Consider the following 24,767-nt stretch of genomic DNA (forward strand, 5'->3'; position numbering starts at 1 on the left):
ACTTCGAACGGATACCCGCATGCAAGCCCTGTCGTTCAACGTGATGTCCCTGCAAGGCGCGCCCGCCCAGGTCGACGTCGAGATCGAACGTGTCGTGATCGCCGGCTGGGCTGGCCGCGATCCGGAAGCGATCCGCGCGCACATCGACGAACTCGCGGCGCTCGGCGTCGCGCCGCCGTCGGCCACGCCGTGTTTCTATCGCGTGTCGTCCGCGCTGCTCACGCAGGCGCCGTCGATCGGCGTGCTCGGCGCACGCTCGGGCGGCGAGATCGAGTGCGTGCTGATCGACAGCCCGGTCGGCACGCTGGTGACGGTCGGCTCCGATCATACGGATCGGGAAGTCGAGGCCTACGGCGTCGCGGTGTCGAAACAGGTGTGCGCGAAACCGCTCGGCCGCGAGGCGTGGCGTCATGCGGACGTCGCCGATCATTGGGACGCGATCGAGATGCGTTCGTGGTGGATCAAACCCGGCGGCAGCCGCATCGCGTATCAGCACGGCGCGGTCAGCGGGCTGCTTGCGCCCGCCGCGCTGTGGCACCGCTTCGACGATCGGCGCACGATGCCCGCGCGCTGCGCGATGTTCGGCGGCACGGTCGCCGTACACGGCGCGATCGCGGCGATGGGCGACGGTGACGCGTTCGAGATGGAACTCCACGATCCGGTGCTCGGGCGCAGCCTGCGGCACCGATACGAGGTCGAGGTATTGCCGGTTGTCGCGTAAAGGACGGCGGCGGGTGCGCAGGCAATAAAGAACATGACCCGCACGCGGCCCCGTCACCCGCCTTGAGCGCTCGCCGTCATCGCAAGCAGCCCAGCCCGGCCAGCGTCGCCTCCACCGCCGTATCGAGCGGCGTCACCGGCTCGCGGCCCAGCACCGCCGTCACCCGCGCGTTGTCCATCCGGAGCGGCTCGCGCCACAGATAGCGCATCTCGAGCATCTCGCGCATCGTCGTGACGAACGGCGCCGCGCCCCACACGAGCCACCACGGGAAACGCCGCACCGTCGGCCGCATCCCGTGACGCTGCGCGACGCGGCGTACGGCCTGCGCCATCTGCGTGCCGTCCGCGTCCCAGTGACCGCCGAAGTGGAAGCGCGCGAACGGCGCCAGCGTGTCGCGCCGCTCGAGCAGTTCGACCATCGTGCGCGCGACGTCCGGAAGGTACGCCCATTGATGGCCGACGCCCGGCCGGCCCGGCACGCTGATGGCCGCGACGGGCCGCCCGGCCTTGACGAGCGCCTGCCCGAACCAGTTGTTGCCGGCGTGCGCCCCGAAGAAATCGCCGGCCCGCACGATGATCGTCCGGACGCCCTGCGCGGTCGCCGCCTGCAACCGCCGCTCCATCTCGACGCGGATCGCGCCCTTGCGCGTCACCGGATGCTGCGGCGCCTCTTCGCGCAGCACCGGAAACGCGTCGGGGCCATAGTTGTAGACCGTCCCCGGCAGCACGACGGTCGCCTGCGCCAGCGTCGCCGCCGCGATCGTGTTGTCGAGCATCGGCAGCACCTGCGTCGACCAGTTCCGGTAGCCGGGCGGATTCACCGCATGCACGATCACGCTGCAGCCGCGCGCCGCGCGAACCACCGCCTCGCGGTCGAGCGCGTCGCCGCGCAGCCACGCGATCCCGTCGCGCTCCACCGTCTCGGCGTCGAGCCCGCGCTTGAGCGCGCGCACCTGCCAGCCGGCATCGCGCAACTGACGCGCGACCTCGCCGCCGATACCTCCGCTCGCGCCGAGCACGAGTGCCTGTCGTTGCGTCCCGCCTGCGTTCGCCGTCATTGCCGTTCTCCGTGAATGAACCGTGTCAGCACCCATTCTGGCGCGAGGCCGCCTAACAAGGAATTGCCTAACCCGATGCATCGGCTATACATTTATGCATGGCCATCGATCTGAACTGGGAACGCTACCGCACCTTCCTCGCCGTGCTGACGGAAGGCTCGCTGTCGGGCGCGGCGCGCACGCTCGGCATCACGCAGCCGACGGCCGGCCGCCACGTCGCGGCGCTCGAAGCCGCGTTCGGCCAGACGCTGTTCACGCGCTCGCCGTCGGGGCTGCTGCCGACCGAGGCGGCCCTGGCGCTGCGCGGCCATGCCGAGGCGCTGCGCAGCGCGGCGGCCGCGTTCGAGCGCGCGGCCGCGAGCCACGGCGCGGGCGTGCGCGGCACCGTGCGGATCTCGGCCAGCGACGTGATCGCGGTGGAGGTGCTGCCGCCGATGCTCGCGCAGTTGCGGCGTGAGCATCCGGGGCTCGTGATCGAACTGGTGCCGACCGACCGCATCCAGGACGTCCTGAATCGCGAGGCCGACATCGCGGTGCGGATGGCGCCGCCCGCGCAGGAGGCGCTCGTCGCGCGGCGCATCGGCGAGCTGGAAGTCGGGCTGCATGCGCGCGACGACTACCTGGCGCGCAACGGTACGCCGTCATCGACGGACGAACTCGCCCATCACGCGCTGATCGGCTTCGATACGGTCACGCCGTTCATCCGCGCGGCGGGGCGCGGGATGCCGCTGTGGAACCGCGATGCGTTCGCGCTGCGCACCGACAGCAATCTCGCGCAGCTCGCGATGATTCGCGCGGGCTACGGGATCGGCTTCTGCCAGAACCGGCTCGCGCAGCGCGATGCACGGCTCGTGCGCGTGCTGCCGGACGGGCCCGCGACGAAACTGGAAACCTGGATGGTCATGCACGAGGATCTGCGGACGAGCCCGCGTTGCCGGGCCGTGTTCGATGCGCTGGCGAACGGGCTGCGTGCGTATGCCGAAGGGACGGCCGACTAGGCCGTTCCCGGCCGCCGCACGCGCGAATCGCCACGGCGCGCGCTATTCGTGGATCTTGCCGGCGAACAGGATGTCGGCCATGCGCCGCCACGGGTTGTCGGGCAGGTCGTAGCAGCGCAGCCCCTCCTCGGACGCCTCGGCCCAGTCGACCATCGCCTCCAGGTACTCGCCGATCGAGCGGTTTTCCCAGCCGAGCGCGGCGGCCGCATACGGCGCCGGCGGCAAGTCGGCCTCGAGCTGACGCTCCTTGTGCCAGTCATGGCCGAGCACGCGCAGGAAACGGATCAGCGAGCGCTCGTCGATCACCCGCTCGAGCGCGTGCGCCAACCGCGCGGCCATCTCGCTTTTCAGTTCGTCGTTCATGCGTATCGCCCCCTGCTACGCAACGTTCAGAACGCTTCCAGCTCGCACCAACCGGGATACGTTTGCTCGACGATGAAGAAATCGTCGAAGTAGACCAGCCCGCGCCGTTCGAGCGACCTCATGCACGCATCGGCGGCGTCGCCGCCGAAGAACGGGCCGAGCGACACCAGCCGGTCCGATTCGTCGAAACAGTCGGCGAAATTGAATTCGCGCATGAGCGCGGACAGGTCGACGTCTTTCTCGACCAGCGCCGCGCGTCGAACGACGATCCCGAAATCTCTCGATATTTTCATCGGTACCGACTCCCGTCGAATACGTGCCGCTGCGCCGACGCGCATGCGTGCTTCACGCTTTACATCAGCAACTGCCGCGACAGCACCTCGCGCGCCTGCGTGACCGTCTCGCGCTCGCCCGGCATCGGCGGCGTCAGCGAGAACACCGCGTCGGGCAGCGTCGGCAGCCGGTATTTCGCGCCGAGCCGCACGAGGCCCTCGCCGATCGCCGACGCGCACAGGCAGCCGACGCCGAGCCCCGCCGCCAGCATCGACTGCAGCCCCGCGACGCCCGACGCGCTGTGCACGAGCACGTACGGCGCGTGCTGCTCGTCGAGCGAGCGCACCGCGATCTGATGCATCATGCAGTCGTCCGGCAGCAGCACGAGCGGCAACGGCTCGGGCAACTGCTCGGCGAGCGCGGGCGACGTGACCCACGACAGCGGCTCGCGCCGCAGCACCCAGCGCGTATCGGCCGACGCGGGCCGGAACGGGCCGCTCGACAGGTTCATCACGACGCCAAGATCGATCTGCCCGCGCGCATGGGCAGCTTCGATCTCCGCGCTCTTCATCGCGCTCACGTGCAGGCTCAGTTGCGGGTAGCACTCCCGCAACCGCGCGAGCAGGCCCGCGACTTCATGCGTCCGGTAGTAGTCGGTGATCGCGACGCGCAATTCGCCCTTGATCGCCTGTCCGCGCACTTCGTCGAACGCGGCCTCGTTCAGCGCGACGATGCGCCGCGCATGCTGCAGCAGGCGCGCGCCGGCCGGCGTCGGCTCGACGCCGCGCTTGCTGCGCACGAACAGCGGCACGCCGGCGCGCGACTCGAGCTTGCGCACCTGCTCGCTGACCGTCGACTGTGACAGATGCAGCAGCGGCGCGGCCGCCGTAAGGCTGCCCGCATCCGCCACCGCCGCGAACGTGCGTAACTGATCCAGGTCGAAACCGCGCATCGCACCCTCCATCCATCGAATAACCCGATGGATGCTACCACCAATTCCCGCTTTTCCGATTCATCGGCGGTCCGCAGAATATCGGTTCAACGGCCCGCCGAACCCGTTTCCACGGGATTCGGCATGCGTTGCGGCCACCATTCTTCCGGATTTCCTTTCATGACCGACAACACCCTCGCCCGTTGCGCGCCGGCCGGCGCGGCTGCCGCGGCACCGCCGCGCAGCCATCACGGCTGGGCGCTCGTGGTCCTGCTGGTCGGCGCCATTCTGCCGCCGCTCGACTACTTCATCGTGAATCTCGCGCTGCCGGCCATCCGCGACGGCATCGGCGCGCGGCCGGCCGAGCTGCAGCTCGTCGTGTCGGCCTACGCGTGCGCGAACGCGGTCGTGCAGATCACCGGCGGGCGTCTCGGCGACCTGTACGGCCGCAAGCGGATGTTCATGATCGGGATGGCCGGGTTCGTCGTCGCGTCGGCGCTGTGCGGGCTCGCCGGCAGCGGCGCGGTGCTGGTCGGCGGCCGCGTGCTGCAGGGCCTGTTCGCCGCGATCCTCGCGCCGCAGGTGCTCGCGACGATCCGCAGCGTGTTCAGCCCGCAGGAGCAGGTGCGCGTGATGGGCTTCTACGGTTTCGTGTTCGGCCTCGCGGCCGTGATCGGCCAGCTCGGCGGCGGCGCGCTGATCGACCTGCATCCGTTCGGGCTCGGCTGGCGCGCGATCTTCCTGGTCAACGTGCCGATCGGCATCCTTGCGCTGCTCGGCAGCTGGCGCTTCATCCCGGAAAGCCGGCCGCCGCGCGGCCAGCGCATCGACGTGCCCGGCACGGTGCTGCTGTCGCTGTTCCTGCTGATGCTCGTCTATCCGCTCACGCACGGACGCGAGGCGGACTGGCCGCTGTGGATGATCGCGTGCGTCGTCGGTGCGCTGCCGATGCTCGGCGCGCTGCTGGCGGTCGAAGCGCGCCGGCTCGCCGGCGGCCGCGACCCGCTGCTCGACGTGCGCCTGCTGCGCAATCCGGTCGTCGCGCTCGGGCTCACGCTCGCGTTCCTGTTCTACATGCTGAGCGCGTTCTTCCTGAGCTACGGCATCTATCTGCAAGGCTGCCTGAACTGGTCGCCGCTCGCGTCGGGGCTCGCGATCCTGCCGCTCGGCATCGGCTTTCTCGCGAGCCCACTGCTGATGCCGCGTCTCGTCGAGCGGTTCGGCGGCTATCGCGTGCTCACGCTCGGCTTCGCGATGCTCGCGGCCGGCGTCGCGACCGCCGCCGCGCTGGCCGGCGATCATGCGCCCGGCCCGGGCTTTTACGCGGGCATCGCGGCGATCGGCATCGGGCAAGGCCTCGTGCTGCCGTCGGTCGTGCGGATCGTGCTCGCGGAAGTCGACGCGGCGCGCGCCGGGGTCGCATCCGGCATGGTCACCGCGATGCTGCAGATCGGCGCGGCCGTCGGCGCCGCGACGCTGGGCGGGCTATTCTTCGCGCGGCTCGGCGCGCAGCCGCGTGCGCTCGACTACGTGCAGGGGTTCAGGACGGCGATGTGGGCGCTGGCGGCCGTACTGCTGGCGTGCGTCGCGTTGTCGGCCGCATTGGGGCCGATGCATCGGCGGGGGCGCACCATCGCGTGACGACGCCGGCCAGGGAAGCCCTCGCCGGCAGCGAATCGCGGCATGCGCGCCCGCTTGCCGGCGGCGGGCTCACTGGTGATGCTTGAATTGCGCGTGCCGTGCTTCCCATTCGGCCAGCTCGACGCGATAGCGCGCCAGCGCTTCGTCGTACAGGTCGAACACGCACGGCGAGCAGCCGCTGTTGCAGCAGTCTTCCAGTTCGGGTTGTTCGGGCGGGGTCGGACGCGGATCGTCGGCGAGCGCATCCGCGGAGGCAGGCTTGGTCACGGCTTCAGTCATATGGTGCGGAACGCCCAGTATACGGTGATGGTCGGCGGCATGCAGGCACGCACCGGACGCAGCCGCGCATCCCGCACCGACAGGAATCGCGCCGTGGCCGAAGCAGTGAATCCGCCGGAACGCCGGGCGCCATTCGGCGCCCTCTCGATGGCCGGGGTCCAGGGCGACGGCGGGATCCGATCGAAATCGCGGCGATCGCGGAAATCCCGCGTGCGCGATTTCGCATGCCCCGACGTCGCACTCGAGTGCGATAACCCGCTCCCGACTACGCCACGCGACCGCTCACCGGAATCGATGCGCCGGTGATCGCCTGCGCGTCGGGCGACAGCAGGAACCCGATCGTCGCCGCCAGCTGCTCGGGCCGGACCCAGCGCGTGAAATCCGCATCCGGCATGTCCGCACGGTTCGGCGGCGTGTCGATGATGCTCGGCAGCAGCGCGTTCACGGTCACGCCGCGATCGAGCAGTTCCGCCGCCAGCGCCTCGGTGAGCCGCGCGACGCCCGCCTTCGCGGCCGCATATGCACCCATCCCGGTGCCCGCCTTGAACGCCGCGCCCGCGCCGATGTTGACGATGCGGCCGGCCGGGCTCGCCACCAGATACGGCAGCGCGGCCTTCGACGCGTTCAATGCCGTCTTCACGTTCAGTTCGTACATGCGGTCCCACGTGGCCGCGTCGCCGTCGGCGATCGTCTGCCAGACGAACGCGCCCGCGATGTTCAGCAGCGCGTCGACCCGGCCGAATTCGCGATTCACCGCTTCAAGGGCGCGCGCAGCCGCCTGCGGATCGACGAGGTCGATGCCGCCGATGCGCAGCGCATCGGCCGGCACGCCGGGCAACGCCCGCGCGTCCGGCGCCGCGCCGCGGCCGATCAGCGCGACGCGCGCGCCGCGCTGGCCGAGCCAGGCGGCCGTGGCGACGCCGAGATGGCCGAATCCGCCGGTGATCGCGACTGCCTTGCCTTTCAGGTCGTGTTCCATCGATGTGCTCTCCTGGGTCGAGGGGGTTGGATGATACGTGGTTCGGGGCGATGCCGGTACCGACACGGACGCGCGTGGCCACCGTTTCGACAGCGTAGCGCCGTTCATGCCGCGTGCGCACGGCGATAAATGCGTCACCGCCAACGCAGCCGCTCGGTTGATCCGCAGCCATGAAGGCGCGCACCGCGCATGACGGTGGACGGCAGGAGGTAGGCGTTAGGCGGTGGGCGGTGGGCGGTGGACGGTGGACGGTGGACGGTGGACGGTGGGCGGTGGACGGTGGACGGTGGACGGTGGACGGCCGACGGCCGACGGCCGGGCATAATGCGCGAACACGGTGCGCCGCGCGGTGCCCCGTGGTCGCGCCGGGTGCTTGATCGGCCCGCGTCGTTTCCGTAACGAAACCCGAACCTCAATCCGTCTATCCCATGCAAGTACTCGTCGTTGGCACCGGCAAGCTGGCAACCGAACTGCTCGGCTCGCACCGGCTCGACCCCGCAACCTGTCGCGTGACGGCCTGGTCGGCCCCCGCACGCACCGAGACGCGTTCGATCGTCGTGCATGCCGGATCCGGCCGCGAGCTGCCTGCCGCGATCAAATTCTGCCGCGCAACGGGCTCGCCGCTCGTCGAGCTGTCCACCGGCTCCGAGCTCGAAACCGGATCGCACGACTTTCCCGTCGTGCTTTGTCCGAATACGAACATCCTGATGCTGAAGTTCATGAGCATGCTGGAAACCAGCGGCCATCTGTTTCGCGACTGCCGCATCAGCGTGACGGAGTCGCACCAGGCCAGCAAGACGTCCGTGCCGGGCACCGCGGTCGGCATCGGTCAGTCGCTCGGCGTGCCGGCGCAGGACATCCGCTCCGTGCGCGACCCCGACGAACAGCGCGACGCCCTGCAGATCCCCGACGATCAGCTCGGCCGCCATGCGTTCCACCGGATCCGCATCGAGGATGGCGCATGCAGCCTGCAGTTCGAATCGCGCGTGTACGGCGCGTCGCCTTACGCGGACGGCGTGTCGCGGATCGTCGAGACCGTCCGGCGGCACGAACTCGAACCCCGCCGATACTCGATCGTGGAGTTCATCCGCAACGGCTGGCTGTAGGCGCGACGGTGCGCGGCTTGGCCGACGACACCGCGGCCGGCACATTCGACGGCCGCGATCGCACGATCGCTCACGCGCCGCTTACCCGTCGCCCAGCAGTGCCCCGCTCTCCGGCAGCGTCGCGCCGCCGTCGACGACGATCGTCTGCCCGGTGATGTACGCCGCATCGGCCGACGCGAGAAACAGCATCGCGTTCGCGACGTCCTCCGGCTCGCCCATCCGCGCGAGCGGAATGTCGCGCGCGATCTGCGCGGCGACCGACGCGTCGCCGAGATTGTCGGCGGCCGGCGTGCGGATCATCCCCGGCTCGACGCCGTTGACCGTCACGTTGCGACGCGCGAGTTCGAGCGCCGCCGCACGGATGAAGCCGTTCACGCCAGCCTTCGACGCCGCGTAGTGCGCGAGCCCCGGATAGACGACGCGCGGCCCGGTCACCGACGACGTGACGAGCAGCCGCCCCGCTCCCGCACGCTCGAACGCCGGCAGCGCGGCCTGCGCGAGCCAGAACAGCGCCGACAGGTTGACCGACAGCGTGCGCTCGAGCATCGGCTCGTCGATCTGCGCAAACGGGGTCAGCGGGAAGTACGCGGCGTTGTGAACGACGACGTCGAGCCGGCCGCCGTCGCGCTCGACCGTCGCGACGAGCGCGCCGAGTTCGTCGCGGCTCGCGGCGTCGACGCGATACGCGCGCGCGTCGCCGCCCGCACTGGCAAGGGCGTCCGCCTGCGCGGCGGCGGCATCGCCGTTGAGATCGGCGAGCGCGACGAACGCATCGGATTCCGCGAAACGGCGCGCGATTGCCGCGCCGATCCCCTGCGCGGCGCCCGTGACCAGCACGACGCGTCCGCTGAAATCCGCACGCAGGCGGGCGCTGCCCGGCACGGCGCTCATCATTGCGCCTCGCCGCCGAGCGGATGCACGGTTTCGTTCAGCACCTGCGCATGCGCGCCGACCGGGAAGTTCGACAACGTGCCGAAGTCGCCGCCCTGATAGCCGAAGATCTTGCCGTCCGTCTTGCGTTGCGCGAGGTCGATCAGCACGACGCCGAGCGTCGGCACCACCTTTTCGCGCCACACGAACAGATACAGTTCATCGGCAATCCTGAAGTAATGGCAGCGATCCACGTCCGCCAGCCCGCCTTCTACGCCCTGCAGGCACTGCCATGCGTAGAAGTTCTCGTTCAGGTAGATGTGCTCGTAGCATTCGGTCGGGCTGTAGCGATACATCGTCCGCTTGCCGATCAGTTCGCGCGTGGGCCCATGCAGCGGGCCCGGCTGCGCATGGCCGCCGAGCGTGCCGTGCCGGAATGCCGCGTCGACGCCCGTCAGCGGCAACCCGCGCGAAACGCGCGTGAACGCGTCGACATGCGTGTCGGCCTCGGTCGGCAGCGTGCCGATCACCGACGTCCACACGCCGCGGCCGACGTCAATCACGAGGCTGACGGACGTCGCGCGCGCCACCGGATCGATGTAGTCGACGAAGTACAGGTCGTCGCGCAGCCGCGTGACGCGGCACGGCGCACGGCCGCCCGTGTCGGTCGCCGCATCGCGCCATTGCAGCGCACCCGCCTCGAACGTATAGACGCGCCATGCGCCCGTTGCGTCGCCAAGGGCCAGGGACCGCCCGACGAGCGCGTTCACGGGCGTGAGGATGTTCGCGTCCGGCGCAAAGCCGTCCGCGAGCGCGCCAACCTGAATGAATACCGGATCCTGTCGTTCCACCTGCCGTCTCCCGCGCAGCTTCAGGCCCGGCGGGCCGTGTACGCTGCTCATGTGCACATGGTGCGGGCTGCACGCGCCGCACGGTATCGGCCAAAAGGATGAAGGGCGCGCGCCGCCGGAACGCGCTACAGTGCACGTGATCCGCGCCGCTGCCGGCGCGAGGAGCCCCCATGCACCGTGTCACCCACTACCGACGGACCGATGAAGGCATCGAGGCGATCAGCCTCGAGTCCGACCGCACGTTTCCGCGGCACGCGCACGACGAATTCGGGGTCGGCGTGATCGTCAGCGGCGCGCACCGGTCCTGGAGCGGCCGCGGGCAGGTCGATGCGCTGGCCGGCGACGCGATCATGGTCAATCCGGGCGAAATGCACGACGGCATGCCGATCGGGACGGGCACGGCCCGGCGCTGGCGGATGCTGTACCTCGCGCCGGCGCTGGTCGCGGGCGTCGCGGCGGAAGAAGGCGTCGGCGGCGTCGAGCTCGCGCATCCGGCCGTGCGCGACGCGCGGCTCGCGGCCGCGTTCGGCCGGTTGCATGCTCGAATCGTCGCAGGAGATACCGTGCCGCTCGCCCGCGACGAGGCGCTCGTGACACTGGTCGCCGGGCTGCTTGCGCGGCATTCGAACCGGGCGCTGCCGGCCGCCGGCGTCGCGCCGGCGATCCGCGTGGCCCGCGAGCGGCTCGATGCGGCGCCCGCCGCACCCGTCTCGCTGGCCGAACTCGCCGGCCTGAGCGGCGTGAGCCGCTTCCAGTTGCTGCGCGGGTTCGCGCGCGAACTCGGCATCACGCCGCACGCGTATCTGGTGCAGTCGCGCACACGGCTGGCGCGGGCACTGCTCGCGAGCGGCCGGCCGATCGCGGATGCCGCGGCCGAAGCCGGTTTTGCCGACCAGAGCCACCTCACGCGCGCGTTCGCACGCCAGTTCGGGATCACGCCGGGCCGATTCACGCAGGCCGGCTGACTGACGTCGCGGTCCCGGCACGGCCGCCGCCGTGGCGCGACGTCGCCGATCGCCGCCGTTCAGCACCAACGATGGCGCTTGATGGCGGCGCCACCGGTCATCCGGGGACACCGAGCGCAATACCCTTCCGTTCACCCGCTCCGCTCGCCGGCGCCGCTGCAATTTCGTTCAAGACGCCCGCGCCGCCGCACGCGACTATGCGGCACATGAAAACACGACTGATCGGCTATCTCTATCTCGCCGCCGCGATGGCGGGCGTCGGCAGCACCGTCATCGCGAGCCGCCTCGCGGCCGGCGGCCTGCCGCCGTTCGCCGCCACCGCGCTGCGCTTCCTGATCGCAACCCCGTTGCTGTTCGCGCTGATGCGGGCGCAGCGGCTGCGATGGCCGCGGCTCTCCGCACGCGACGCCGTGCTGCTGGTCGTGCAGGCTGCGGCGGGCGGGGTCGGCTATACGGTGCTGCTGATCAGCGGCACGAAGCTGTCGTCGCCGGTCGATGCGGGCGTGATGCTCGGCACGCTGCCGGCGATGTCGACGCTGATCGCGGCGGTGGTGCTGCGCGAGCGGCAGACGCGGCGCGACTGGAGCGCGGCCGCGCTCGCCACCGCCGGCGTGGTGTTGGTCACGTTCGCGCCCGGCCAGGCCATGCCGTCGCTCCGGACGCTCGCCGGCGACGCGCTGGTGCTGGCCGCCGTCGCATGCGAGGCCGTGTTCATCCTGCTCAACCGGCGGCTGTCGGCGCCGTTGCCGCCGCTCACGCTGTCGACGGCGATGTCGGGCCTCGGCTTCGTGCTCGCACTGGTGCCGGCCGCGTTCGAATGGCACGCGCTGGCGACGAACTGGAATATCGGCGCGGTGTCGGCGATCGTGTACTACGCGCTGGTGCCGACCGTGCTCGGCTATCTGTGCTGGTATGCGGGTTCGGCGCGCACGAGCGGCACCGAAGCCGCGCTGTTCACGGCGGTTGCGCCGGTCTCGGCCGTGCTGTTCGCGGTCGCGCTGTTCGGCGAGACCCTGGGCGGCACGCGGCTCCTCGGCATCGCGCTCGTCGTCGCGGGAATGCTGGTGGGCGCGACGCGGCGGCGCGAGCCGCCGGCACGCGCAACGGACTCACGGTCGAGGTCGCCAGCGCGCCCAGCGGCATCCACGTCGACTGCTACCGATTGATCCGCGTGCGCGGCGACTGTAGGAATGTGTCCGCCCGCGGCAAAATCGTTGCGCACCGTCGCACAAGATGCAATATTCGCGTGGCCGGGCCATTTGACAACCACCGAACAATAATTCGCATCATCATGAACAAGAAGGAAGCCAAGACAAGAATCGCGGCGCTGCTGTCCGCGGGTGCGAGGAAAGCCGACGTGCTGGCCGAGCTGGCCGGACAGGGCCTCAAGGATCGCGTGCTCGCGCGCCTGATCGCGTCGCGCCCCGACCCCGAGCTGTGCAGGAAGAACAAGGTGCATACGCGGGTCCTGATCGGGCTCGGCATCGCGCAGTTGGTGATCAGCGTCGCACTCGCCTATCTCATCCTGGTGGACACACTCAGCGTCGGCGCCGCGGCGCTGTTCCTCGCACTGACGGTGCCGCTGTCGCTGCTGTTCATCTGGGGCTTCGCGACCCATCGCGTCGGCGCATATCACGCGTTCATCATTCTGTCGCTGCTGCAGGTACCGAAGACCATCGCCGATCTCGGCCGCGATCCGTCGACCGCGCTGCCGACCCTCGGGGTGACGGTCATCCTGGTCGGCTACGTCTGGTTCGTCCGCAACCGGCTGTTCCCCGACTTCGGCTGGTTCACGCCGCGCAAGGTCGAGGGCCGTTACGCGTTCGTGGAAACCGCCTGATACCGCACACCACGCACCTCGCACCGTGAAAAAGGCGCCGGGCCGCCCCGCAATCGCGGGACGGCCCGGCGCCTTCTGCATTCCGGAACCCGGCAGCTTATTTGGCCTTCTCAGCCGTATCGCTGATTGCCTGGCCACCCTTCGAAATGTCCTGCCCCATGCCTGCAACGGTATTGCAACCGGCGAGCGCGGCGGTCACCACCAGCAGCACTGCAGCAATCGTACGCGTCATGCTCATTCTCCTTCGAGTCAACATGCCCGACCGGGCGAATCGTATGCGGCGTGGTGCCCTGCGGCGTGCAGGACACGGGGCCTGACCTGATTATACGGAGACGGCCGCCGTGCGCCAGTGGCGACCGCGCCAGTGCCCGCGCACGACACGGCCGGTCGCACAGATTTTCCTTGACTTCGTCGGCGCGCGAACTAATATACGCACCGCGTATATTTTTCATCAGGTGCCCCCGATGACCGTTCCCCAGCAAGCCTTCCTGCGCGACGCGATGCGCCGCCTCAACATGACCCGCGAAGCGTTCGCGAACCGCATTGGCGTAAGCCGCCGCGCGCTGGACACGTGGCTGTTGCCCGACGACTCGCAGGAATCGCGCGGGATGCCCGAGATCGTCGAACGCTTCGTGTCGGAAATCGTCGAGCGCTCGGCGCCGGACGGCGCAGACTATACGCAAAGCGTAGACAAACAGGAGCTCGCAAAGCAATTCCTGTTCGAAGGCAAGCCGCAGCTGATCTCGGTGGACCAGTTCTCGCGCGACTCGGTCGAGGCGCTGTTCCGCGTCGCCGACGTGATGCAGCCGATCGCGCGCCGCCACAAGATCTCGCGCGTGCTCGAGGGCGCGGTGCTCGGCAACCTGTTCTTCGAAGCCAGCACGCGCACGCGCGTGTCGTTCGGCGCGGCCTTCTGCCGGCTCGGCGGCTCGGTGTGCGACACGACCGGCTTCACGTTCTCGTCGATGGCCAAGGGCGAATCGATCTACGACACGAGCCGCGTGATGGCCGGCTACGTCGACGCACTCGTGATCCGCCACCCGGAGAAAGGCTCGGTTGCCGAATTCGCGCGCGCGACCAACCTGCCGGTGATCAACGGCGGCGACGGCCCGGGCGAGCACCCGAGCCAGGCACTCCTCGATCTCTATACGATCCAGCGCGAGTTCTCGCGGCTCGGCAAGATCGTCGACGGCGCGCATATCGCGCTCGTCGGCGACCTGAAATACGGCCGTACCGTGCATTCGCTCGTCAAGCTGCTCGCGCTGTACCGCGGGCTGAAGTTCACGCTCGTGTCGCCGCCGACGCTCGAAATGCCCGCGTACATCATCGACCAGATTGCGACGAACGGCCACGTGATCGAGCAGACGAACGACCTCGCGGGCGGGCTGCGCGGCGCGGACGTCGTCTATGCGACGCGGATCCAGAAGGAGCGCTTCACCGACGAGTCGTTCGAGGGCTATACGCCGGATTTCCAGATCAACCAGGCGCTCGTCGACTCCGTCTGCAAGCCCGACACGCTGATCATGCACCCGCTGCCGCGCGACAGCCGGCCCGGCGCGAACGACCTGTCGGTCGACTTGAACCGCGATCCGCGACTCGCGATCTTCCGGCAGACCGACAACGGCATTCCGGTGCGGATGGCGATCTTCGCGGTGCTGCTCGGCGTCGAGAATCTCGTCCAGCATTCGATGCGCGATGCGACGTGGCGCCCGCCGGCGTACCTCGGGCCGGAGGATGCGGTGTTTCACGGAATCGATTGACCCGCATCCAGTGTCGCGCGGCCAGACTCGAGATTGCTGAAGATCGAGCGCCGCGCGCCGAAGCAACGCACGACGCGCCGCCTTGCACGGCGCGTTTTCATTTTCGGCGCGGGTGATATCGAGGCGACCGGCCGGAAGTTAGCGAGCCCACGGATCGATCACGCGCAGGCCCGCTGCTTCGAACGGTGCGACGTCGCGCGTGGCCACGATCAACCCGTTGGCTGCGGCGGTTGCAGCGATGAAGCCATCGGCAGGCGCCATCGTGTGCCCCAGGGCGCGCGCCTTCGCGCGTAGGCTCGCATATGCGTCACTGGCCGCATCGTCGAACGGCAGAATCCGCCCGCGAAACAACGGCACGACGCGTTGCTCGATGTTTTGGTGCAGCCAGTCTCGCCTGCGCCCCTCCGGCAACGCGGCCACGCCGAATCGCATCTCGGCCAGACTGATCGCGGCAAGAAACAGCGTCTCGACGTTTTGCGCGTCGAGCCATTCGATCACGGCCGCGCTCGGTTCGCGTCGCAGCGGCTCCGAAATGACGTTGGTATCGACCAGAATCATTCGAAGCTCATCGGATCGGTTGGCGATTGATCGCGCTGAACCTCGAAATCGATGCCGCCGGCCTCTCTCCCGATCTCCGCCAGCAGCGTTCCCAGCCTGGGACGTCCGCCGGGCCGAACGGCCTGCTCGAGGATATCGCGCACCTCGGCCTCGGTACTGCGGCCATGTTGTGCAGCACGGATTCGAAGCGCGCGATGCACCTCGTCGGGCAGGTTTCTAACAGTGATCACAGGCATGATGCGCCTCACTACATTTGCTTTCAATGTAGTCATATTATCACCTTGCTGTCATTTTGGACGAGTGAAGACCCGATCACTGTAAATCGCCCGACACGCCTTTCCCACTCGGCCATTCGGCCATCGCCGCGGCCCCTACGCGCTCGGCAGCCCTCCGCCACATTCGTCAACATTCTCCTCGCAAATGCGAACACGAACGCTTCTCATTTAAAAAGAAATTACATAGAATGCCGCCTGAAAACAAATCGTAATAATTCCGGGCGGCATGCACATTTCCGTAGCGCGTCGTTCCCGGGGCCATACTGCGAGGTCGAAGCGCACCATGAAGTCCCGTCCTGACGAGCAGAAGCTCGGCAAATTCACCACCCTGTGCAGCGTACTCGCCGCGAGCCCGGCGTTCGCCGACGGCACGCCGCCATCCGCCCCGGTCAGCACCGAAGGCCATCTCGCGCCGATCGAGGTCCAGGGCAAGGCCGAGCACAGCTACAAGGCCGACTTTTCCGCATCCGCGAAATTCACCGCGCCGCTCGTCGACACGCCGAAGTCGGTGACCGTGATCCCGCAGGAACTGATCCGGAACAGCGGCGCGGCGACGCTGACCGAAGCGCTGCGCACCGTGCCCGGCATCACGTTCGGCGCCGGCGAAGGCGGCAACCCGCTCGGCGACCGCCCGTTCATCCGCGGCTACGACACGCAGGGCAGCATGTTCGTCGACGGGATGCGCGACACGGGCGCGACCACGCGCGAGATCTTCAACACGGAACACGTCGAGATCACCAAGGGCTCCGACGGCGCGTACGGCGGCCGCGGCGGCGCGGGCGGCAGCATCAACCTGATCACGAAGGCGCCGCACCTCGGCACGACGGCCGCCGCGAGCGCGGGCCTCGGCACCGACCGCTACCGCCGCTTCACCGCCGACGGCAACTGGCAGTTCGCCGATCACGCCGCGTTCCGCCTGAACCTGATGAGCCACAACAACGACGTCGCCGGCCGCGACGCCGTCAACAACGAGCGCTGGGGCGTCGCGCCGTCGATCGCGTTCGGCCTCGGCACGCCGACGCGCGTGACCGCGAGCTACTACCACCTGTCGACCGACGACATGCCCGACGGCGGCATTCCGTACTTCTACACGACGTCGAACAAGCCCGCGAACGTCGACACGATCTATCCGGCGCCGGTCGACCGCCACAACTTCTACGGCCTGATCGACCGCGACTTCCGCAAGACCACCTCGGACATCAGCACGATCAAGATCGAGCACGACATCACGTCGAATCTGACGGTGCGCAACACCACGCGCTACACGGAATCGACGCAGGACTACATCTGGACGCAGCCCGACGACAGCCAGGGCAACGTGGTCAACGGCCGTGTCTGGCGCCGCAACAACAACCGCGACAGCTCGATCAACAGCCTCGCGAACCTGACCGAACTGTTCGGCGAATTCCGCACCGGCCCGTTCAAGCACAGCTTCACGACCGGCATCGAGCTGACGCGCGAATGGGGCAAGCGCGATTCGTACACGGTCGCGACCGACAAGGGAACGATCTGCCAGAAGGGCATCGGCGCGCCGTCCGGCTACAACTGCACGAGCCTGTGGTCGCCTGATCCGAACGATCCGTGGGCCGGCTCCGTCACGCGCAACAACGACTATGCGCATGCACGCACCACGACCAAGTCGATCTACGGCTTCGACACGATCGAGCTCACGCCGCGCTGGCAGGTGAACGCCGGCGTGCGCGTCGACGATTACTCGACCCGCTTCACCGACACCAAGGCCAACGGCAGCAAGACCTATACGCGCGACGACACGCTCTTCAACTGGCAGGCCGGCCTCGTGTTCAAGCCCGCGCGGAACGGCAGCATCTACGCGTCGTATGCGACGTCGTCGACGCCGGCCGGCATGCTGCTCGGCGAAGGCAGCGAAACGCAGTCGCTCACGCCGGGCCGCGGCGGCGTCGGCCCGAACGCCGATCAAATGGCCCCCGAGAAGAACCGCAGCATCGAACTCGGCACCAAGTGGAACGTGCTGAACGACAAGCTGTCGCTGACCGCCGCGCTGTTCCAGATCGACACGACGAATGCGCGCGTGACGCTGCCGAACAACCAGTACGCGATGGTCGGCAACAAGCGCGTGCAGGGTCTCGAACTCGGCGTCGCCGGGCAGATCACGAAGCAGTGGCAGGTGTTCGGCGGCTATACGTACATGAAGAGCGAGCTGCGCGACAACGGCAAGGATGCAGCGAACGACGGCAACCGCTTCCCGAATACGCCGAAGCACAGCCTGACGATGTGGTCGAACTACGACGTGACGCCGAAGTTCACTGTCGGCGGCGGCGCGTTCTACATGTCGGAAGTGTTCGGCGATCCCGCGAACCTGCGTGCGGTGCCGTCGTACTGGCGCTTCGACGCGATGGCGCAATACCGGATCAACAAGAAGCTCGACCTGCAGCTGAACGTGAACAACTTGTTCAACCGCACGTACTTCGATCAGGCGTATCCGGCGCACTATGCGTCGATCGCGCCGGGCCGCTCGGCGTTCGTCACGCTGAACGCACGCTACTGATCGATGGAAACCGTCTCGCTGAAGGCGCTCGCGTCAGTGTCGCCGCGCGCGTTCGCCGACATTCTGGCCGGGCCGCCCGAGCGCGCCGCCGCGTGGGTCGCGGCGGCCGCCGATAACGGGATCGTCGACGCGCAGGCCGTCTACGGCCAGTACCTGCTCGACGGGCACGGCGTCGCGCGCGATCCGGCCGCCGCATGCGGCTGGTTCCGGCACGCGGCGCGGGCCGGTCACCCGATGGCGATGAACATGCTCGGCCGCTGTTACGAGTTCGGCTGGGGGACGGCGGCATGCGCGCCGGTGGCCGTGTACTGGTATCGGCTCGCCGCGCAGGCCGGGCTCGACTGGGGCATGTACAACTACGCGACGGCGCTCGCGCTCGGCAACGGCATCGACGAGGATCGCGCCGCCGCGCTCGACTGGTTTCGCCGCGCGGCCGCGCTCGGCCATGCGAAATCGATCAACCTGATCGGCGGCTTCTACGAGGACGGCTGGGTAGTGACCGCCGATGCCGACGCCGCGTTCGACCACTATCGGCGCGCCGCCGAGGCCGGCGACTTTCGCGGCCAGTTCAACCATGCGCGACTGCTCGCCGAGCGCGGGCGCGTCGACGAAGCCCTCGTCTGGCTCGCGCGCGTGCCGGCCACCGCTACCCCCGCGTTCGTCGCGAAGATGCGCGCCTATCTCGCGTCGTCGCCGCTCGATGCGTTGCGCGCGGCGGCGATGCAGTTGCCGTCTCACGGCATGGAATCCGAATCATGATGCTTCATATCCCCGGCGTGTTGACCAAGGCACAGGTCGCGCGATGCCGCGAGATGCTCGATGCCGCCGACTGGGTCGACGGCAACGCGACATCCGGCGCGCAGTCGGCGCTCGCGAAACGCAACCGGCAGTTGCAGGAAGGTTCGCCGGTCGCGCGCGCGGCCGGCGATGCGATCCAGGATGCGCTGGCCCGGCATGCGCTGTTCTTTTCGGCGGCGCTGCCGCTGAAGGTGTTTCCGCCGCTGTTCAATCGCTATGAAGGCGGCGAGATGTTCGGCACGCATGTCGACAACGCGATCCGGCTGCTGCGCGGCACGGATTTCCGCGTGCGCAGCGATCTGTCGGCGACGCTGTTTCTCGAGGAACCGGACGCGTACGACGGCGGCGAGCTGTGCGTCGAAGATACGTACGGCGTGCATCGCGCGAAGCTGCCGGCCGGCGATCTCGTGCTGTATCCGGCGTCGAGCCTGCATCACGTCACGCCGGTCACGCGCGGCGAGCGCGTCGCGTCGTTCTTCTGGATCCAGAGCATGGTGCGCGACGATGGCGACCGCACGCTGCTGTTTCAGCTCGATACGCAGATTCAGGCGCTTTCCGCGGAAAAAGGCGCGAAGGATCCGATGGTCATTTCCCTGACGGGGATTTATCACAACCTGTTGAGGAAATGGGCGGATGCGTAGCATGGGCTGATCACGCGACGTCCGCCGTGAAGTACGTCGCCGGAGCCGGCGCTCCATCGCTTGCATCGGTTCACGATGCATGTCTAAAATGACCATCGTCAAATGACCATGCTCATATCATGATGCCGCACGCTCCCGTATCGAAATCCGAATTCAAGGCTCGCGCACTCGAATACTTCCGGCTCGTCGAGGCGTCGGGCGAAAGCCTGATCGTCACCGACCATGGCAAGCCAACGCTCGAAATCCGGCCGTATCACGCGCGCGAGGCTCAGCCGTTGGACATATTGCGCGGCTCGGTCATGCGCTACGACAATCCTCTCGATCCGATTGCGGAAGATGACTGGGAGGCGTCGCGGTGATCGTGCTGGATACGCATGCATTGGTGTGGTGGGTGGCGGGCGATCCGTCGCTCAGCAAGAAGGCGCGAAGCGCGATCGATCGCGCGCGCGGCGAGGGCGCACTCGCTGCGTCCGCGATCTCCGCATGGGAAATCGCGATGCTGGTGCGCAACGAGCGCCTCGCATTGACGATGGACGTCGATGCGTGGCTCGCGACGGTCGCGCAAATCGACGGCATGCGCTTCGTGCCGGTCGACGCCGACATCGCCGCGAGGTCCACCGCGCTGCCCGGCACTTTTCACAAGGATCCAGCCGACCGCATGATCGTCGCGACTGCGCGCCGGCTCGGTGCGCCGCTCGTCACCCGTGACGAAAAGATCCGTGCATACGCGCACGTCAAGACACTTTGGTGACGGTCATGGGCACGTCGGCCGAATCGCAACACCGACACATCCGCATGCCACTCGACAGACGATTCGTCTGACGGAACCGATGACGGCGATCACGCGAAGCCGTCCATGACCGATCGAGGTTTTACCTCGCACCCGCTTCACGTATTACCCGTCGGACTAGCGGCATTAGCCGTTCAGCGACCGCGATTGAACCGTGATGTAACGAGAATCGCACTCCATAAACGGCCCCGTCGAGGAAACCATGCTCGACGAACGCGCCCGCCGACATTCTTTCCGACGACAACGCCCCCGCGTCGGTAACATCCGCACTTGCCGATCCCCGCCCGCTCCCGCACAATCGGGCCACCTGCCTTCCCTCCCCCCGCGCCGATGTCCTATGCGTCACTCGCCACCGGCGTCCTGCTCGCCGGCGGTCTCGGTCAACGCTTCGACCCAAGCGGTCTGCACAGCAAGCTGCTCGCGCGGCTTCCCGACGGCACGCCGGTTGCGGTCGCCGCCGCCCGTCATCTGGCGGCGGCCACGGCCGAGGTGATCGCCGTCGTGCGTCCCGGCGCCGAAAAACTCGCGATTTTGCTGAACGACGCCGGCTGCCAGGTCGTCTATGCGCCCGACGCGATGCGCGGCATGGGCGCGAGCCTGGCAGCCGGTGTTCGCACCTCGCCGGACGCGCCCGGCTGGCTGGTCGCGCTCGGCGACATGCCGTGGATCGCGGCATCCACCTACGAAGCGGTCACACGCGCCCTCGACGCCGACGATGCATCGATCGTCGCCCCCGTGCACCGCGGCGTGCGCGGCCATCCGGTCGGCTTTGCCGCGCACCACTACGAGGCGCTCGCCGCGCTGGACGGCGATACGGGCGCCCGCGCGCTGTTCGCCAGCGCGCCGGTGAACCTGCTCGAGGTCGACGATCCCGGCATCCTGCGCGACGTCGATACGCCCGCCGATCTGCGCTGACCGCGGCGCGCGCCGGCCGCACCCCGCATCGTGGCGCTGTTTGCGCGCGATCCGGCGCGATACCTGCAGCGGCTCGCCTGTCGCGGGCAATCCGCATGCCGCCGCGAGAATCCTCCGGCAAACAGCCGCCCGATTGCCTATAACGGAGACGAGACGCGCCCGCCGCGCCACCGCCGTCACGCCCTGCGCGAGTTCCCCATGGACCACACGACCCCGATGCCCGAGCCCCCGGCCGACCCGAACCGCGATCCGGAAGACGATCCGCTGTCACCGCCGCCACCGGGGCATCCTCACGACAATCCGCAGCAACCCAACGGACCGCCAAGCAAGGATCCTGTCTAGCCGGCATCCGCCCGCGCCATCAGGCCTGCTCCGGCACTCGCCCTGACAAACGACACGGCCGCTGCCGCGGCTACGCCGCCGCGCCTTCCCGCGCTACGCGCACCTCGTACGTCTTGAGGTGGTTGTACGCGATCCGCAGCAGCGACAGCGCATCCGCCGCCTGCGGGTCGCGGCGCGCGAGCAGGTCGCCGATCACGTGATCGGCTTCGACCCGCGCGCGATTTTCGACGTCGCGCAGCATCGACGCGGTCAGCGGCGACGGCGTCAGCACCATCCGTTGCATCCGCTCGACCGCGGCGGGATCGGGCCGGTAACCGTTGTGCGCGGCGATCGCGCTGCATTCGTCGAGCATCGTCTCGAGCAGGCGGCGGCCGTCCGGCGCGGCCAGAATGTCGCCGATCGAACCGCGAAACAGCGACGTGCTCGCCGCGAGCGTCGCGAGGAACACCCACTTGTCCCACATCCGCGCGGCGATGTCGTCGCTGAGCGTCGCATCGAAGCCCGCGCCGCCGAGCTCGTCGGCCACCGCGCGCACGCGCGCCGATTCGCCGCCGGCGAGTTCGCCGAACGACAGCCCTGCCGTGTCGTTCAGGTGCACGACCCGCTGTTCGCGATCGAGCGTCGCCGCGATCACGCACAGGCCGCCGAGCACCTGCGCGGCACCGAACCGTTCGCGCAGCACGTCGAGATGGCGCATCCCGTTGAGCATCGGCAGGATCAGCGTCGACGGCCCGACGAATGGCGCGAACGATGCAATCGCATCGTCGAGGCTGTAGGCCTTGCAGCTCAGCAGCACCAGGTCGAACGGCCCGGCCGTGTCGCTCGCGCGCACCGTCTGCACGTTCGCGAGCGTCAGGTCGCCGCGCGGGCTGCGAATCAGGAGCCCGTCGCGCGCGAGCGCGGCCGCGCGGCCGTCGCGCACCAGGAACGTCACGTCGCGCCCCGCCGCCGCGAGCCGGCCGCCGAAGTATCCGCCGACCGCGCCGGCCCCCACCACCAGAATTCGCATCGTTGCCTCCTTTCAGGTTCGTTCGCCGCCGTGCGCCCGACCGTCGGGCACGGCGCGCCATCGCCCGACAGTATAGCGACGCCGAATATGTATATGCATAGATGCCCGCACCGCGCTCACCGGTATCGGGCCGCTGCCGTTTCTAAGGGATTTCCCGCCTACGGCAACGTTCGTTGCATGCCGTCAACGAGTTATCCCGTCACGCCGTTCCGGCGCGCCTGTTCGACCGACCGACCTCACTACCCATGCGCACCCTTTCCCTGAATCAGAAACTCGCCTCGATGATCGTCATTCTGTGGCTCGGTCTACTCGTGATCGCCGGCATCGGCGCGTGGCAGACGCGCGCGTCGATGATCACGGACCGCCGCGATCAGCTTGCGTCGCTGGTCGCGCAAGCGACGAACGTCGCCGACCACTACTACAAGCTGTCGCAACAGAATGCATTGCCGGAGGCCGACGCGAAGCAGAAGGCGCTCGAGGCGATCGCCGCGATGCGCTACGGCACCGACGGCTACATCTCGATCAACGATTCGAAGCCGGTGATCGTGATGCATCCGATCAAGAGCGAGCTCAACGGCAAGGACGTGTCGAATTTCGCGGATCCGAGCGGCAAGCATCTGTTCGTCGAGATCGTGAAGGCCGGCAACATGGAAGGCGGCAAGGGTTTCGTCGAGTATCTGTGGCCGAAGCCGGGTGCCGACAAGCCGCAGGGCAAGACCAGTGCGGTGCAGCGCTTCGCGCCGTGGGACTGGTATCTCGTGACGGGCATGTACATGGACGACGTGCGGTCGGCCGTGCTCGCGAGCGTCGGCCGCTGGCTCGCGATGACGGCCGTGCTCGGCGCGATCGCGACCGCCGTGATGGTGCTCGTGCTGAAAAGCGTGCGCGCGAACCTCGGCGGCGAACTCGAAGTGGCGCTCGACGCCGCGCGGCGCATCGCGCAGGGCGACCTGACCGCACGCGTGAACGTCAAGCATGACGACCGCGGCAGCCTGCTGCATGCGCTGCACACGATGCAGAGCGGACTGATCGACATGGTGTCGCGCGTGCGGATGGGCACGGAGAACATCAACGTCGGCGCGAGCGAGATCGCGTCGGGCAACACCGACCTGTCGCAGCGCACCGAAGAACAGGCGGCCGCGCTCGTGCAGACCGCGTCGAGCATGGATCAGATGACCGCGAACGTGAAGCAGAACGCGGACAGCGCCGCGCAGGCCGCCACGCTCGCCGGTCAGGCCGCGCAAGTCGCGACGCGCGGCAGCGAGGTGGTCGACGATGTCGTGCGCACGATGAACGAGATCACCGACCGCTCGCACAAGATCGGCGACATCATCGGCGTGATCGACGGAATCGCGTTCCAGACCAACATCCTCGCGCTGAACGCGGCCGTCGAAGCGGCGCGCGCGGGCGAACAGGGCCGCGGCTTCGCGGTGGTCGCGGCCGAGGTGCGCTCGCTCGCGCAACGCTCGGCCACGGCAGCGAAGGAGATCAAGTCGCTCATCGAGTCATCGAACGAAACCGTCGAGCACGGCGCGACGCTCGTCACGAACGCGGGCGAGACGATGGCCGAGATCGTGCAGTCGGTGCGGCGCGTGAACGAGATCCTCGACGAGATCAGTCATGCATCGCGCGAGCAGAGCGCGGGCATCGAGCAGGTCAACCGTGCGGTAGGCGAGATGGATCAGGTCACGCAGCAGAACGCGGCACTCGTCGAGGAAGCCGCGGCGGCCGCGCATTCGCTGCGCGACCAGGCCGAAGCGCTGCGCGACGCCGTTACGCGGTTCGCGTTGCCGGCTTGACGGCCGGGGTCCTGCCCCGCCCTTCCGCGCGTGTCGCGCCGGAGGGCGGGAGTGGCGTGTACCTCAACACGGCCAACCGCTGAATCCGCTTCCGTTCGGCGTCGCGGTTGGCGGCATCTCGAAGCCAGACCCGTTGGAACTGTCGACCGGTCATGTGTCCAGTCGATCGCGTTCCGACACGTCGCGAATCCGCAAGCAAAGCAATCACGCCACAGCGCTGCCTTACGTCACCACGAATAGCCCTGTATGCCGTAATCGGTGTCGTGTCGACGTCCCCACCAAGGGAGGTACGCGTTGTTTCCACCGCGTGCGCGGAACCAGTCTTGGTCCGGATCGATCGGAGTGAGCTTCGACGGTGGTCTGACGACGACGGCGACGGGGTGCTCGGGGTCGGTCGTGCCGGCGACCAAGGCGTTGCCGCCGAAGTGGTTGATCCGGCCGATTGCGAGTGCGACATCGGTCAATGCGCTGCCGGTTCC

Annotated in this window: 27 protein-coding genes and 2 pseudogenes; 16 read left to right on the forward strand and 13 right to left on the reverse strand. The window is 68.5% G+C overall.

The window, feature by feature from the left end:
• Positions 1-19: 19 nt before the first annotated feature.
• Positions 20-721 carry a DUF2848 domain-containing protein gene (locus DID99_RS30300; RefSeq protein WP_124668159.1) on the forward strand — a complete coding sequence of 234 codons (702 nt, stop codon included), beginning with the start codon at positions 20-22 and terminating at the stop codon, positions 719-721.
• A 76-nt stretch (positions 722-797) separates the two neighbouring features.
• Here the strand turns inward: DID99_RS30300 and DID99_RS30305 are convergent, their stop codons facing one another.
• Positions 798-1,778, reverse strand: a complete 981-nt coding sequence (locus DID99_RS30305) for an NAD-dependent epimerase/dehydratase family protein (protein WP_124668160.1) — start codon at positions 1,776-1,778, stop codon at positions 798-800.
• Positions 1,779-1,876: 98 nt separating this feature from the next.
• On the opposite strand from DID99_RS30305, the gene DID99_RS30310 reads away from it, so the two are divergent.
• The gene (locus DID99_RS30310) at positions 1,877-2,776 is read left to right on the forward strand and encodes a LysR family transcriptional regulator (protein ID WP_124668161.1); all 900 of its coding nucleotides are present in this window, start codon (positions 1,877-1,879) and stop codon (positions 2,774-2,776) included.
• A gap of 42 nt (positions 2,777-2,818) precedes the next feature.
• On the opposite strand, the gene DID99_RS30315 is transcribed toward DID99_RS30310, so the two are convergent.
• Genes DID99_RS30315 through DID99_RS30325 form a run of 3 tightly spaced genes read right to left on the reverse strand, consistent with a single transcriptional unit; the run spans position 2,819 to position 4,364 of the window.
• Positions 2,819-3,139, reverse strand: coding sequence for a hypothetical protein (locus tag DID99_RS30315; RefSeq protein ID WP_124489058.1), 321 nt, complete (start codon positions 3,137-3,139; stop codon positions 2,819-2,821).
• 26 nt (positions 3,140-3,165) lie between these two features.
• Positions 3,166-3,432: a hypothetical protein gene (locus tag DID99_RS30320; protein ID WP_124489059.1), complete on the reverse strand. Its 267-nt coding sequence runs from the start codon at positions 3,430-3,432 to the stop codon at positions 3,166-3,168.
• Between the two features lie 59 nt (positions 3,433-3,491).
• Positions 3,492-4,364: a LysR family transcriptional regulator gene (locus DID99_RS30325; protein WP_044846723.1), complete on the reverse strand. Its 873-nt coding sequence runs from the start codon at positions 4,362-4,364 to the stop codon at positions 3,492-3,494.
• A gap of 159 nt (positions 4,365-4,523) precedes the next feature.
• On the opposite strand from DID99_RS30325, the gene DID99_RS30330 reads away from it, so the two are divergent.
• A complete protein-coding gene (locus DID99_RS30330; RefSeq protein ID WP_124668162.1) occupies positions 4,524-5,984 on the forward strand; it encodes an MFS transporter in 1,461 nt (486 codons plus the stop codon).
• A 69-nt stretch (positions 5,985-6,053) separates the two neighbouring features.
• Here DID99_RS30330 and DID99_RS30335 read toward each other — a convergent pair whose 3' ends face one another.
• Positions 6,054-6,251, reverse strand: coding sequence for an oxidoreductase-like domain-containing protein (locus tag DID99_RS30335; protein ID WP_409362714.1), 198 nt, complete (start codon positions 6,249-6,251; stop codon positions 6,054-6,056).
• A gap of 105 nt (positions 6,252-6,356) precedes the next feature.
• Between DID99_RS30335 and DID99_RS38030 the strand changes: the two are divergent.
• Positions 6,357-6,440, forward strand: a pseudogene (locus tag DID99_RS38030) (RidA family protein); the annotation flags it as partial.
• 88 nt (positions 6,441-6,528) lie between these two features.
• Here the strand turns inward: DID99_RS38030 and DID99_RS30345 are convergent.
• Positions 6,529-7,242, reverse strand: coding sequence for an SDR family NAD(P)-dependent oxidoreductase (locus DID99_RS30345; protein ID WP_124668164.1), 714 nt, complete (start codon positions 7,240-7,242; stop codon positions 6,529-6,531).
• Positions 7,243-7,670: 428 nt separating this feature from the next.
• Here DID99_RS30345 and DID99_RS30350 point away from each other — a divergent pair, with 428 nt between their 5' ends.
• Positions 7,671-8,348, forward strand: a complete 678-nt coding sequence (locus DID99_RS30350; RefSeq protein WP_124668165.1) for a dihydrodipicolinate reductase C-terminal domain-containing protein — start codon at positions 7,671-7,673, stop codon at positions 8,346-8,348.
• A gap of 81 nt (positions 8,349-8,429) precedes the next feature.
• Here DID99_RS30350 and DID99_RS30355 read toward each other — a convergent pair whose 3' ends face one another.
• Both DID99_RS30355 and DID99_RS30360 read right to left on the reverse strand, forming a co-directional pair.
• Positions 8,430-9,239 carry an SDR family oxidoreductase gene (locus DID99_RS30355; RefSeq protein ID WP_124668174.1) on the reverse strand — a complete coding sequence of 270 codons (810 nt, stop codon included), beginning with the start codon at positions 9,237-9,239 and terminating at the stop codon, positions 8,430-8,432.
• The gene (locus DID99_RS30360) at positions 9,239-10,069 is read right to left on the reverse strand and encodes a molybdenum cofactor biosynthesis F family protein (RefSeq protein ID WP_124668175.1); all 831 of its coding nucleotides are present in this window, start codon (positions 10,067-10,069) and stop codon (positions 9,239-9,241) included. The genes DID99_RS30355 and DID99_RS30360 overlap by 1 nt, the downstream gene beginning before the upstream one ends.
• Positions 10,070-10,239: 170 nt before the next feature.
• Here DID99_RS30360 and DID99_RS30365 point away from each other — a divergent pair, with 170 nt between their 5' ends.
• The 3 genes from DID99_RS30365 (at position 10,240) to DID99_RS30375 (ending at position 12,874) form a co-directional block, all read left to right on the forward strand.
• A complete protein-coding gene (locus DID99_RS30365; protein ID WP_124489066.1) occupies positions 10,240-11,034 on the forward strand; it encodes an AraC family transcriptional regulator in 795 nt (264 codons plus the stop codon).
• Between the two features lie 206 nt (positions 11,035-11,240).
• Entirely contained in the window at positions 11,241-12,200 is a 960-nt protein-coding gene (locus DID99_RS30370) for a DMT family transporter (RefSeq protein WP_044846719.1), read from the forward strand.
• A 125-nt stretch (positions 12,201-12,325) separates the two neighbouring features.
• Positions 12,326-12,874 carry a permease gene (locus tag DID99_RS30375; protein WP_124668166.1) on the forward strand — a complete coding sequence of 183 codons (549 nt, stop codon included), beginning with the start codon at positions 12,326-12,328 and terminating at the stop codon, positions 12,872-12,874.
• Between the two features lie 97 nt (positions 12,875-12,971).
• Here the strand turns inward: DID99_RS30375 and DID99_RS30380 are convergent, their stop codons facing one another.
• Positions 12,972-13,106 (reverse strand): entericidin A/B family lipoprotein, encoded by a 135-nt coding sequence (locus tag DID99_RS30380; RefSeq protein ID WP_059449563.1) that lies wholly within the window; start codon positions 13,104-13,106, stop codon positions 12,972-12,974.
• A gap of 232 nt (positions 13,107-13,338) precedes the next feature.
• On the opposite strand from DID99_RS30380, the gene DID99_RS30385 reads away from it, so the two are divergent.
• Positions 13,339-14,634, forward strand: a complete 1,296-nt coding sequence (locus DID99_RS30385) for an aspartate carbamoyltransferase (protein ID WP_124668167.1) — start codon at positions 13,339-13,341, stop codon at positions 14,632-14,634.
• Between the two features lie 138 nt (positions 14,635-14,772).
• On the opposite strand, the gene DID99_RS30390 is transcribed toward DID99_RS30385, so the two are convergent.
• Positions 14,773-15,192, reverse strand: a complete 420-nt coding sequence (locus DID99_RS30390; RefSeq protein ID WP_124668168.1) for a type II toxin-antitoxin system VapC family toxin — start codon at positions 15,190-15,192, stop codon at positions 14,773-14,775.
• Positions 15,189-15,428 carry a FitA-like ribbon-helix-helix domain-containing protein gene (locus tag DID99_RS30395; RefSeq protein ID WP_124523734.1) on the reverse strand — a complete coding sequence of 80 codons (240 nt, stop codon included), beginning with the start codon at positions 15,426-15,428 and terminating at the stop codon, positions 15,189-15,191. The genes DID99_RS30390 and DID99_RS30395 overlap by 4 nt, the downstream gene beginning before the upstream one ends.
• A 322-nt stretch (positions 15,429-15,750) precedes the next feature.
• Between DID99_RS30395 and DID99_RS30400 the strand changes: the two genes are divergently transcribed.
• The 6 genes from DID99_RS30400 (at position 15,751) to DID99_RS30425 (ending at position 21,138) form a co-directional block, all read left to right on the forward strand.
• Positions 15,751-17,994 (forward strand): TonB-dependent siderophore receptor, encoded by a 2,244-nt coding sequence (locus tag DID99_RS30400; protein WP_124668169.1) that lies wholly within the window; start codon positions 15,751-15,753, stop codon positions 17,992-17,994.
• Positions 17,995-17,997: 3 nt separating this feature from the next.
• Positions 17,998-18,753, forward strand: coding sequence for a tetratricopeptide repeat protein (locus DID99_RS30405; protein ID WP_124489071.1), 756 nt, complete (start codon positions 17,998-18,000; stop codon positions 18,751-18,753).
• Complete coding sequence (locus DID99_RS30410; protein WP_124668170.1) at positions 18,750-19,433, forward strand: Fe2+-dependent dioxygenase; 684 nt, start codon at positions 18,750-18,752, stop codon at positions 19,431-19,433. The genes DID99_RS30405 and DID99_RS30410 overlap by 4 nt, the downstream gene beginning before the upstream one ends.
• A gap of 119 nt (positions 19,434-19,552) precedes the next feature.
• Positions 19,553-19,792: a type II toxin-antitoxin system Phd/YefM family antitoxin gene (locus DID99_RS30415; protein WP_011659184.1), complete on the forward strand. Its 240-nt coding sequence runs from the start codon at positions 19,553-19,555 to the stop codon at positions 19,790-19,792.
• On the forward strand, positions 19,789-20,184 hold the full coding sequence (locus DID99_RS30420) for a type II toxin-antitoxin system VapC family toxin (RefSeq protein WP_044846647.1): 396 nt from the start codon (positions 19,789-19,791) through the stop codon (positions 20,182-20,184). Before DID99_RS30415 ends, DID99_RS30420 begins: the two co-directional genes overlap by 4 nt.
• Before the next feature lie 369 nt (positions 20,185-20,553).
• Entirely contained in the window at positions 20,554-21,138 is a 585-nt protein-coding gene (locus DID99_RS30425; RefSeq protein ID WP_124523732.1) for an NTP transferase domain-containing protein, read from the forward strand.
• Between the two features lie 412 nt (positions 21,139-21,550).
• Here the strand turns inward: DID99_RS30425 and panE are convergent, their stop codons facing one another.
• Positions 21,551-22,489, reverse strand: a complete 939-nt coding sequence (panE, locus tag DID99_RS30430; RefSeq protein ID WP_124668171.1) for a 2-dehydropantoate 2-reductase — start codon at positions 22,487-22,489, stop codon at positions 21,551-21,553.
• Positions 22,490-22,734: 245 nt separating this feature from the next.
• Between panE and DID99_RS30435 the strand changes: the two genes are divergently transcribed.
• Positions 22,735-24,288, forward strand: coding sequence for a methyl-accepting chemotaxis protein (locus tag DID99_RS30435; RefSeq protein ID WP_124668172.1), 1,554 nt, complete (start codon positions 22,735-22,737; stop codon positions 24,286-24,288).
• A gap of 227 nt (positions 24,289-24,515) precedes the next feature.
• Here DID99_RS30435 and DID99_RS30440 read toward each other — a convergent pair.
• A pseudogene (locus DID99_RS30440) lies at positions 24,516-24,767 on the reverse strand (virulence factor); the annotation flags it as partial.

Source organism: Burkholderia sp. Bp8986, assembly GCF_003854225.1.
Classification (GTDB): Bacteria; Pseudomonadota; Gammaproteobacteria; order Burkholderiales; family Burkholderiaceae; genus Burkholderia.

Excerpts from the sequence above, each read along its gene's own strand:
- DID99_RS30300 (WP_124668159.1), top strand. The coding sequence starts at position 20 with ATGCAAGCCCTGTCGTTCAACGTGATGTCCCTGCAAGGCGCGCCCGCC.
- DID99_RS30305 (WP_124668160.1), bottom strand. The coding sequence starts at position 1,778 with ATGACGGCGAACGCAGGCGGGACGCAACGACAGGCACTCGTGCTCGGC.
- DID99_RS30310 (WP_124668161.1), top strand. The coding sequence starts at position 1,877 with ATGGCCATCGATCTGAACTGGGAACGCTACCGCACCTTCCTCGCCGTG.
- DID99_RS30315 (WP_124489058.1), bottom strand. The coding sequence starts at position 3,139 with ATGAACGACGAACTGAAAAGCGAGATGGCCGCGCGGTTGGCGCACGCG.
- DID99_RS30320 (WP_124489059.1), bottom strand. The coding sequence starts at position 3,432 with ATGAAAATATCGAGAGATTTCGGGATCGTCGTTCGACGCGCGGCGCTG.
- DID99_RS30325 (WP_044846723.1), bottom strand. The coding sequence starts at position 4,364 with ATGCGCGGTTTCGACCTGGATCAGTTACGCACGTTCGCGGCGGTGGCG.
- DID99_RS30330 (WP_124668162.1), top strand. The coding sequence starts at position 4,524 with ATGACCGACAACACCCTCGCCCGTTGCGCGCCGGCCGGCGCGGCTGCC.
- DID99_RS30345 (WP_124668164.1), bottom strand. The coding sequence starts at position 7,242 with ATGGAACACGACCTGAAAGGCAAGGCAGTCGCGATCACCGGCGGATTC.
- DID99_RS30350 (WP_124668165.1), top strand. The coding sequence starts at position 7,671 with ATGCAAGTACTCGTCGTTGGCACCGGCAAGCTGGCAACCGAACTGCTC.
- DID99_RS30355 (WP_124668174.1), bottom strand. The coding sequence starts at position 9,239 with ATGAGCGCCGTGCCGGGCAGCGCCCGCCTGCGTGCGGATTTCAGCGGA.
- DID99_RS30365 (WP_124489066.1), top strand. The coding sequence starts at position 10,240 with ATGCACCGTGTCACCCACTACCGACGGACCGATGAAGGCATCGAGGCG.
- DID99_RS30370 (WP_044846719.1), top strand. The coding sequence starts at position 11,241 with ATGAAAACACGACTGATCGGCTATCTCTATCTCGCCGCCGCGATGGCG.
- DID99_RS30375 (WP_124668166.1), top strand. The coding sequence starts at position 12,326 with ATGAACAAGAAGGAAGCCAAGACAAGAATCGCGGCGCTGCTGTCCGCG.
- DID99_RS30380 (WP_059449563.1), bottom strand. The coding sequence starts at position 13,106 with ATGACGCGTACGATTGCTGCAGTGCTGCTGGTGGTGACCGCCGCGCTC.
- DID99_RS30385 (WP_124668167.1), top strand. The coding sequence starts at position 13,339 with ATGACCGTTCCCCAGCAAGCCTTCCTGCGCGACGCGATGCGCCGCCTC.
- DID99_RS30390 (WP_124668168.1), bottom strand. The coding sequence starts at position 15,192 with ATGATTCTGGTCGATACCAACGTCATTTCGGAGCCGCTGCGACGCGAA.
- DID99_RS30395 (WP_124523734.1), bottom strand. The coding sequence starts at position 15,428 with ATGCCTGTGATCACTGTTAGAAACCTGCCCGACGAGGTGCATCGCGCG.
- DID99_RS30400 (WP_124668169.1), top strand. The coding sequence starts at position 15,751 with ATGAAGTCCCGTCCTGACGAGCAGAAGCTCGGCAAATTCACCACCCTG.
- DID99_RS30405 (WP_124489071.1), top strand. The coding sequence starts at position 17,998 with ATGGAAACCGTCTCGCTGAAGGCGCTCGCGTCAGTGTCGCCGCGCGCG.
- DID99_RS30410 (WP_124668170.1), top strand. The coding sequence starts at position 18,750 with ATGATGCTTCATATCCCCGGCGTGTTGACCAAGGCACAGGTCGCGCGA.
- DID99_RS30415 (WP_011659184.1), top strand. The coding sequence starts at position 19,553 with ATGATGCCGCACGCTCCCGTATCGAAATCCGAATTCAAGGCTCGCGCA.
- DID99_RS30425 (WP_124523732.1), top strand. The coding sequence starts at position 20,554 with ATGTCCTATGCGTCACTCGCCACCGGCGTCCTGCTCGCCGGCGGTCTC.
- panE (WP_124668171.1), bottom strand. The coding sequence starts at position 22,489 with ATGCGAATTCTGGTGGTGGGGGCCGGCGCGGTCGGCGGATACTTCGGC.
- DID99_RS30435 (WP_124668172.1), top strand. The coding sequence starts at position 22,735 with ATGCGCACCCTTTCCCTGAATCAGAAACTCGCCTCGATGATCGTCATT.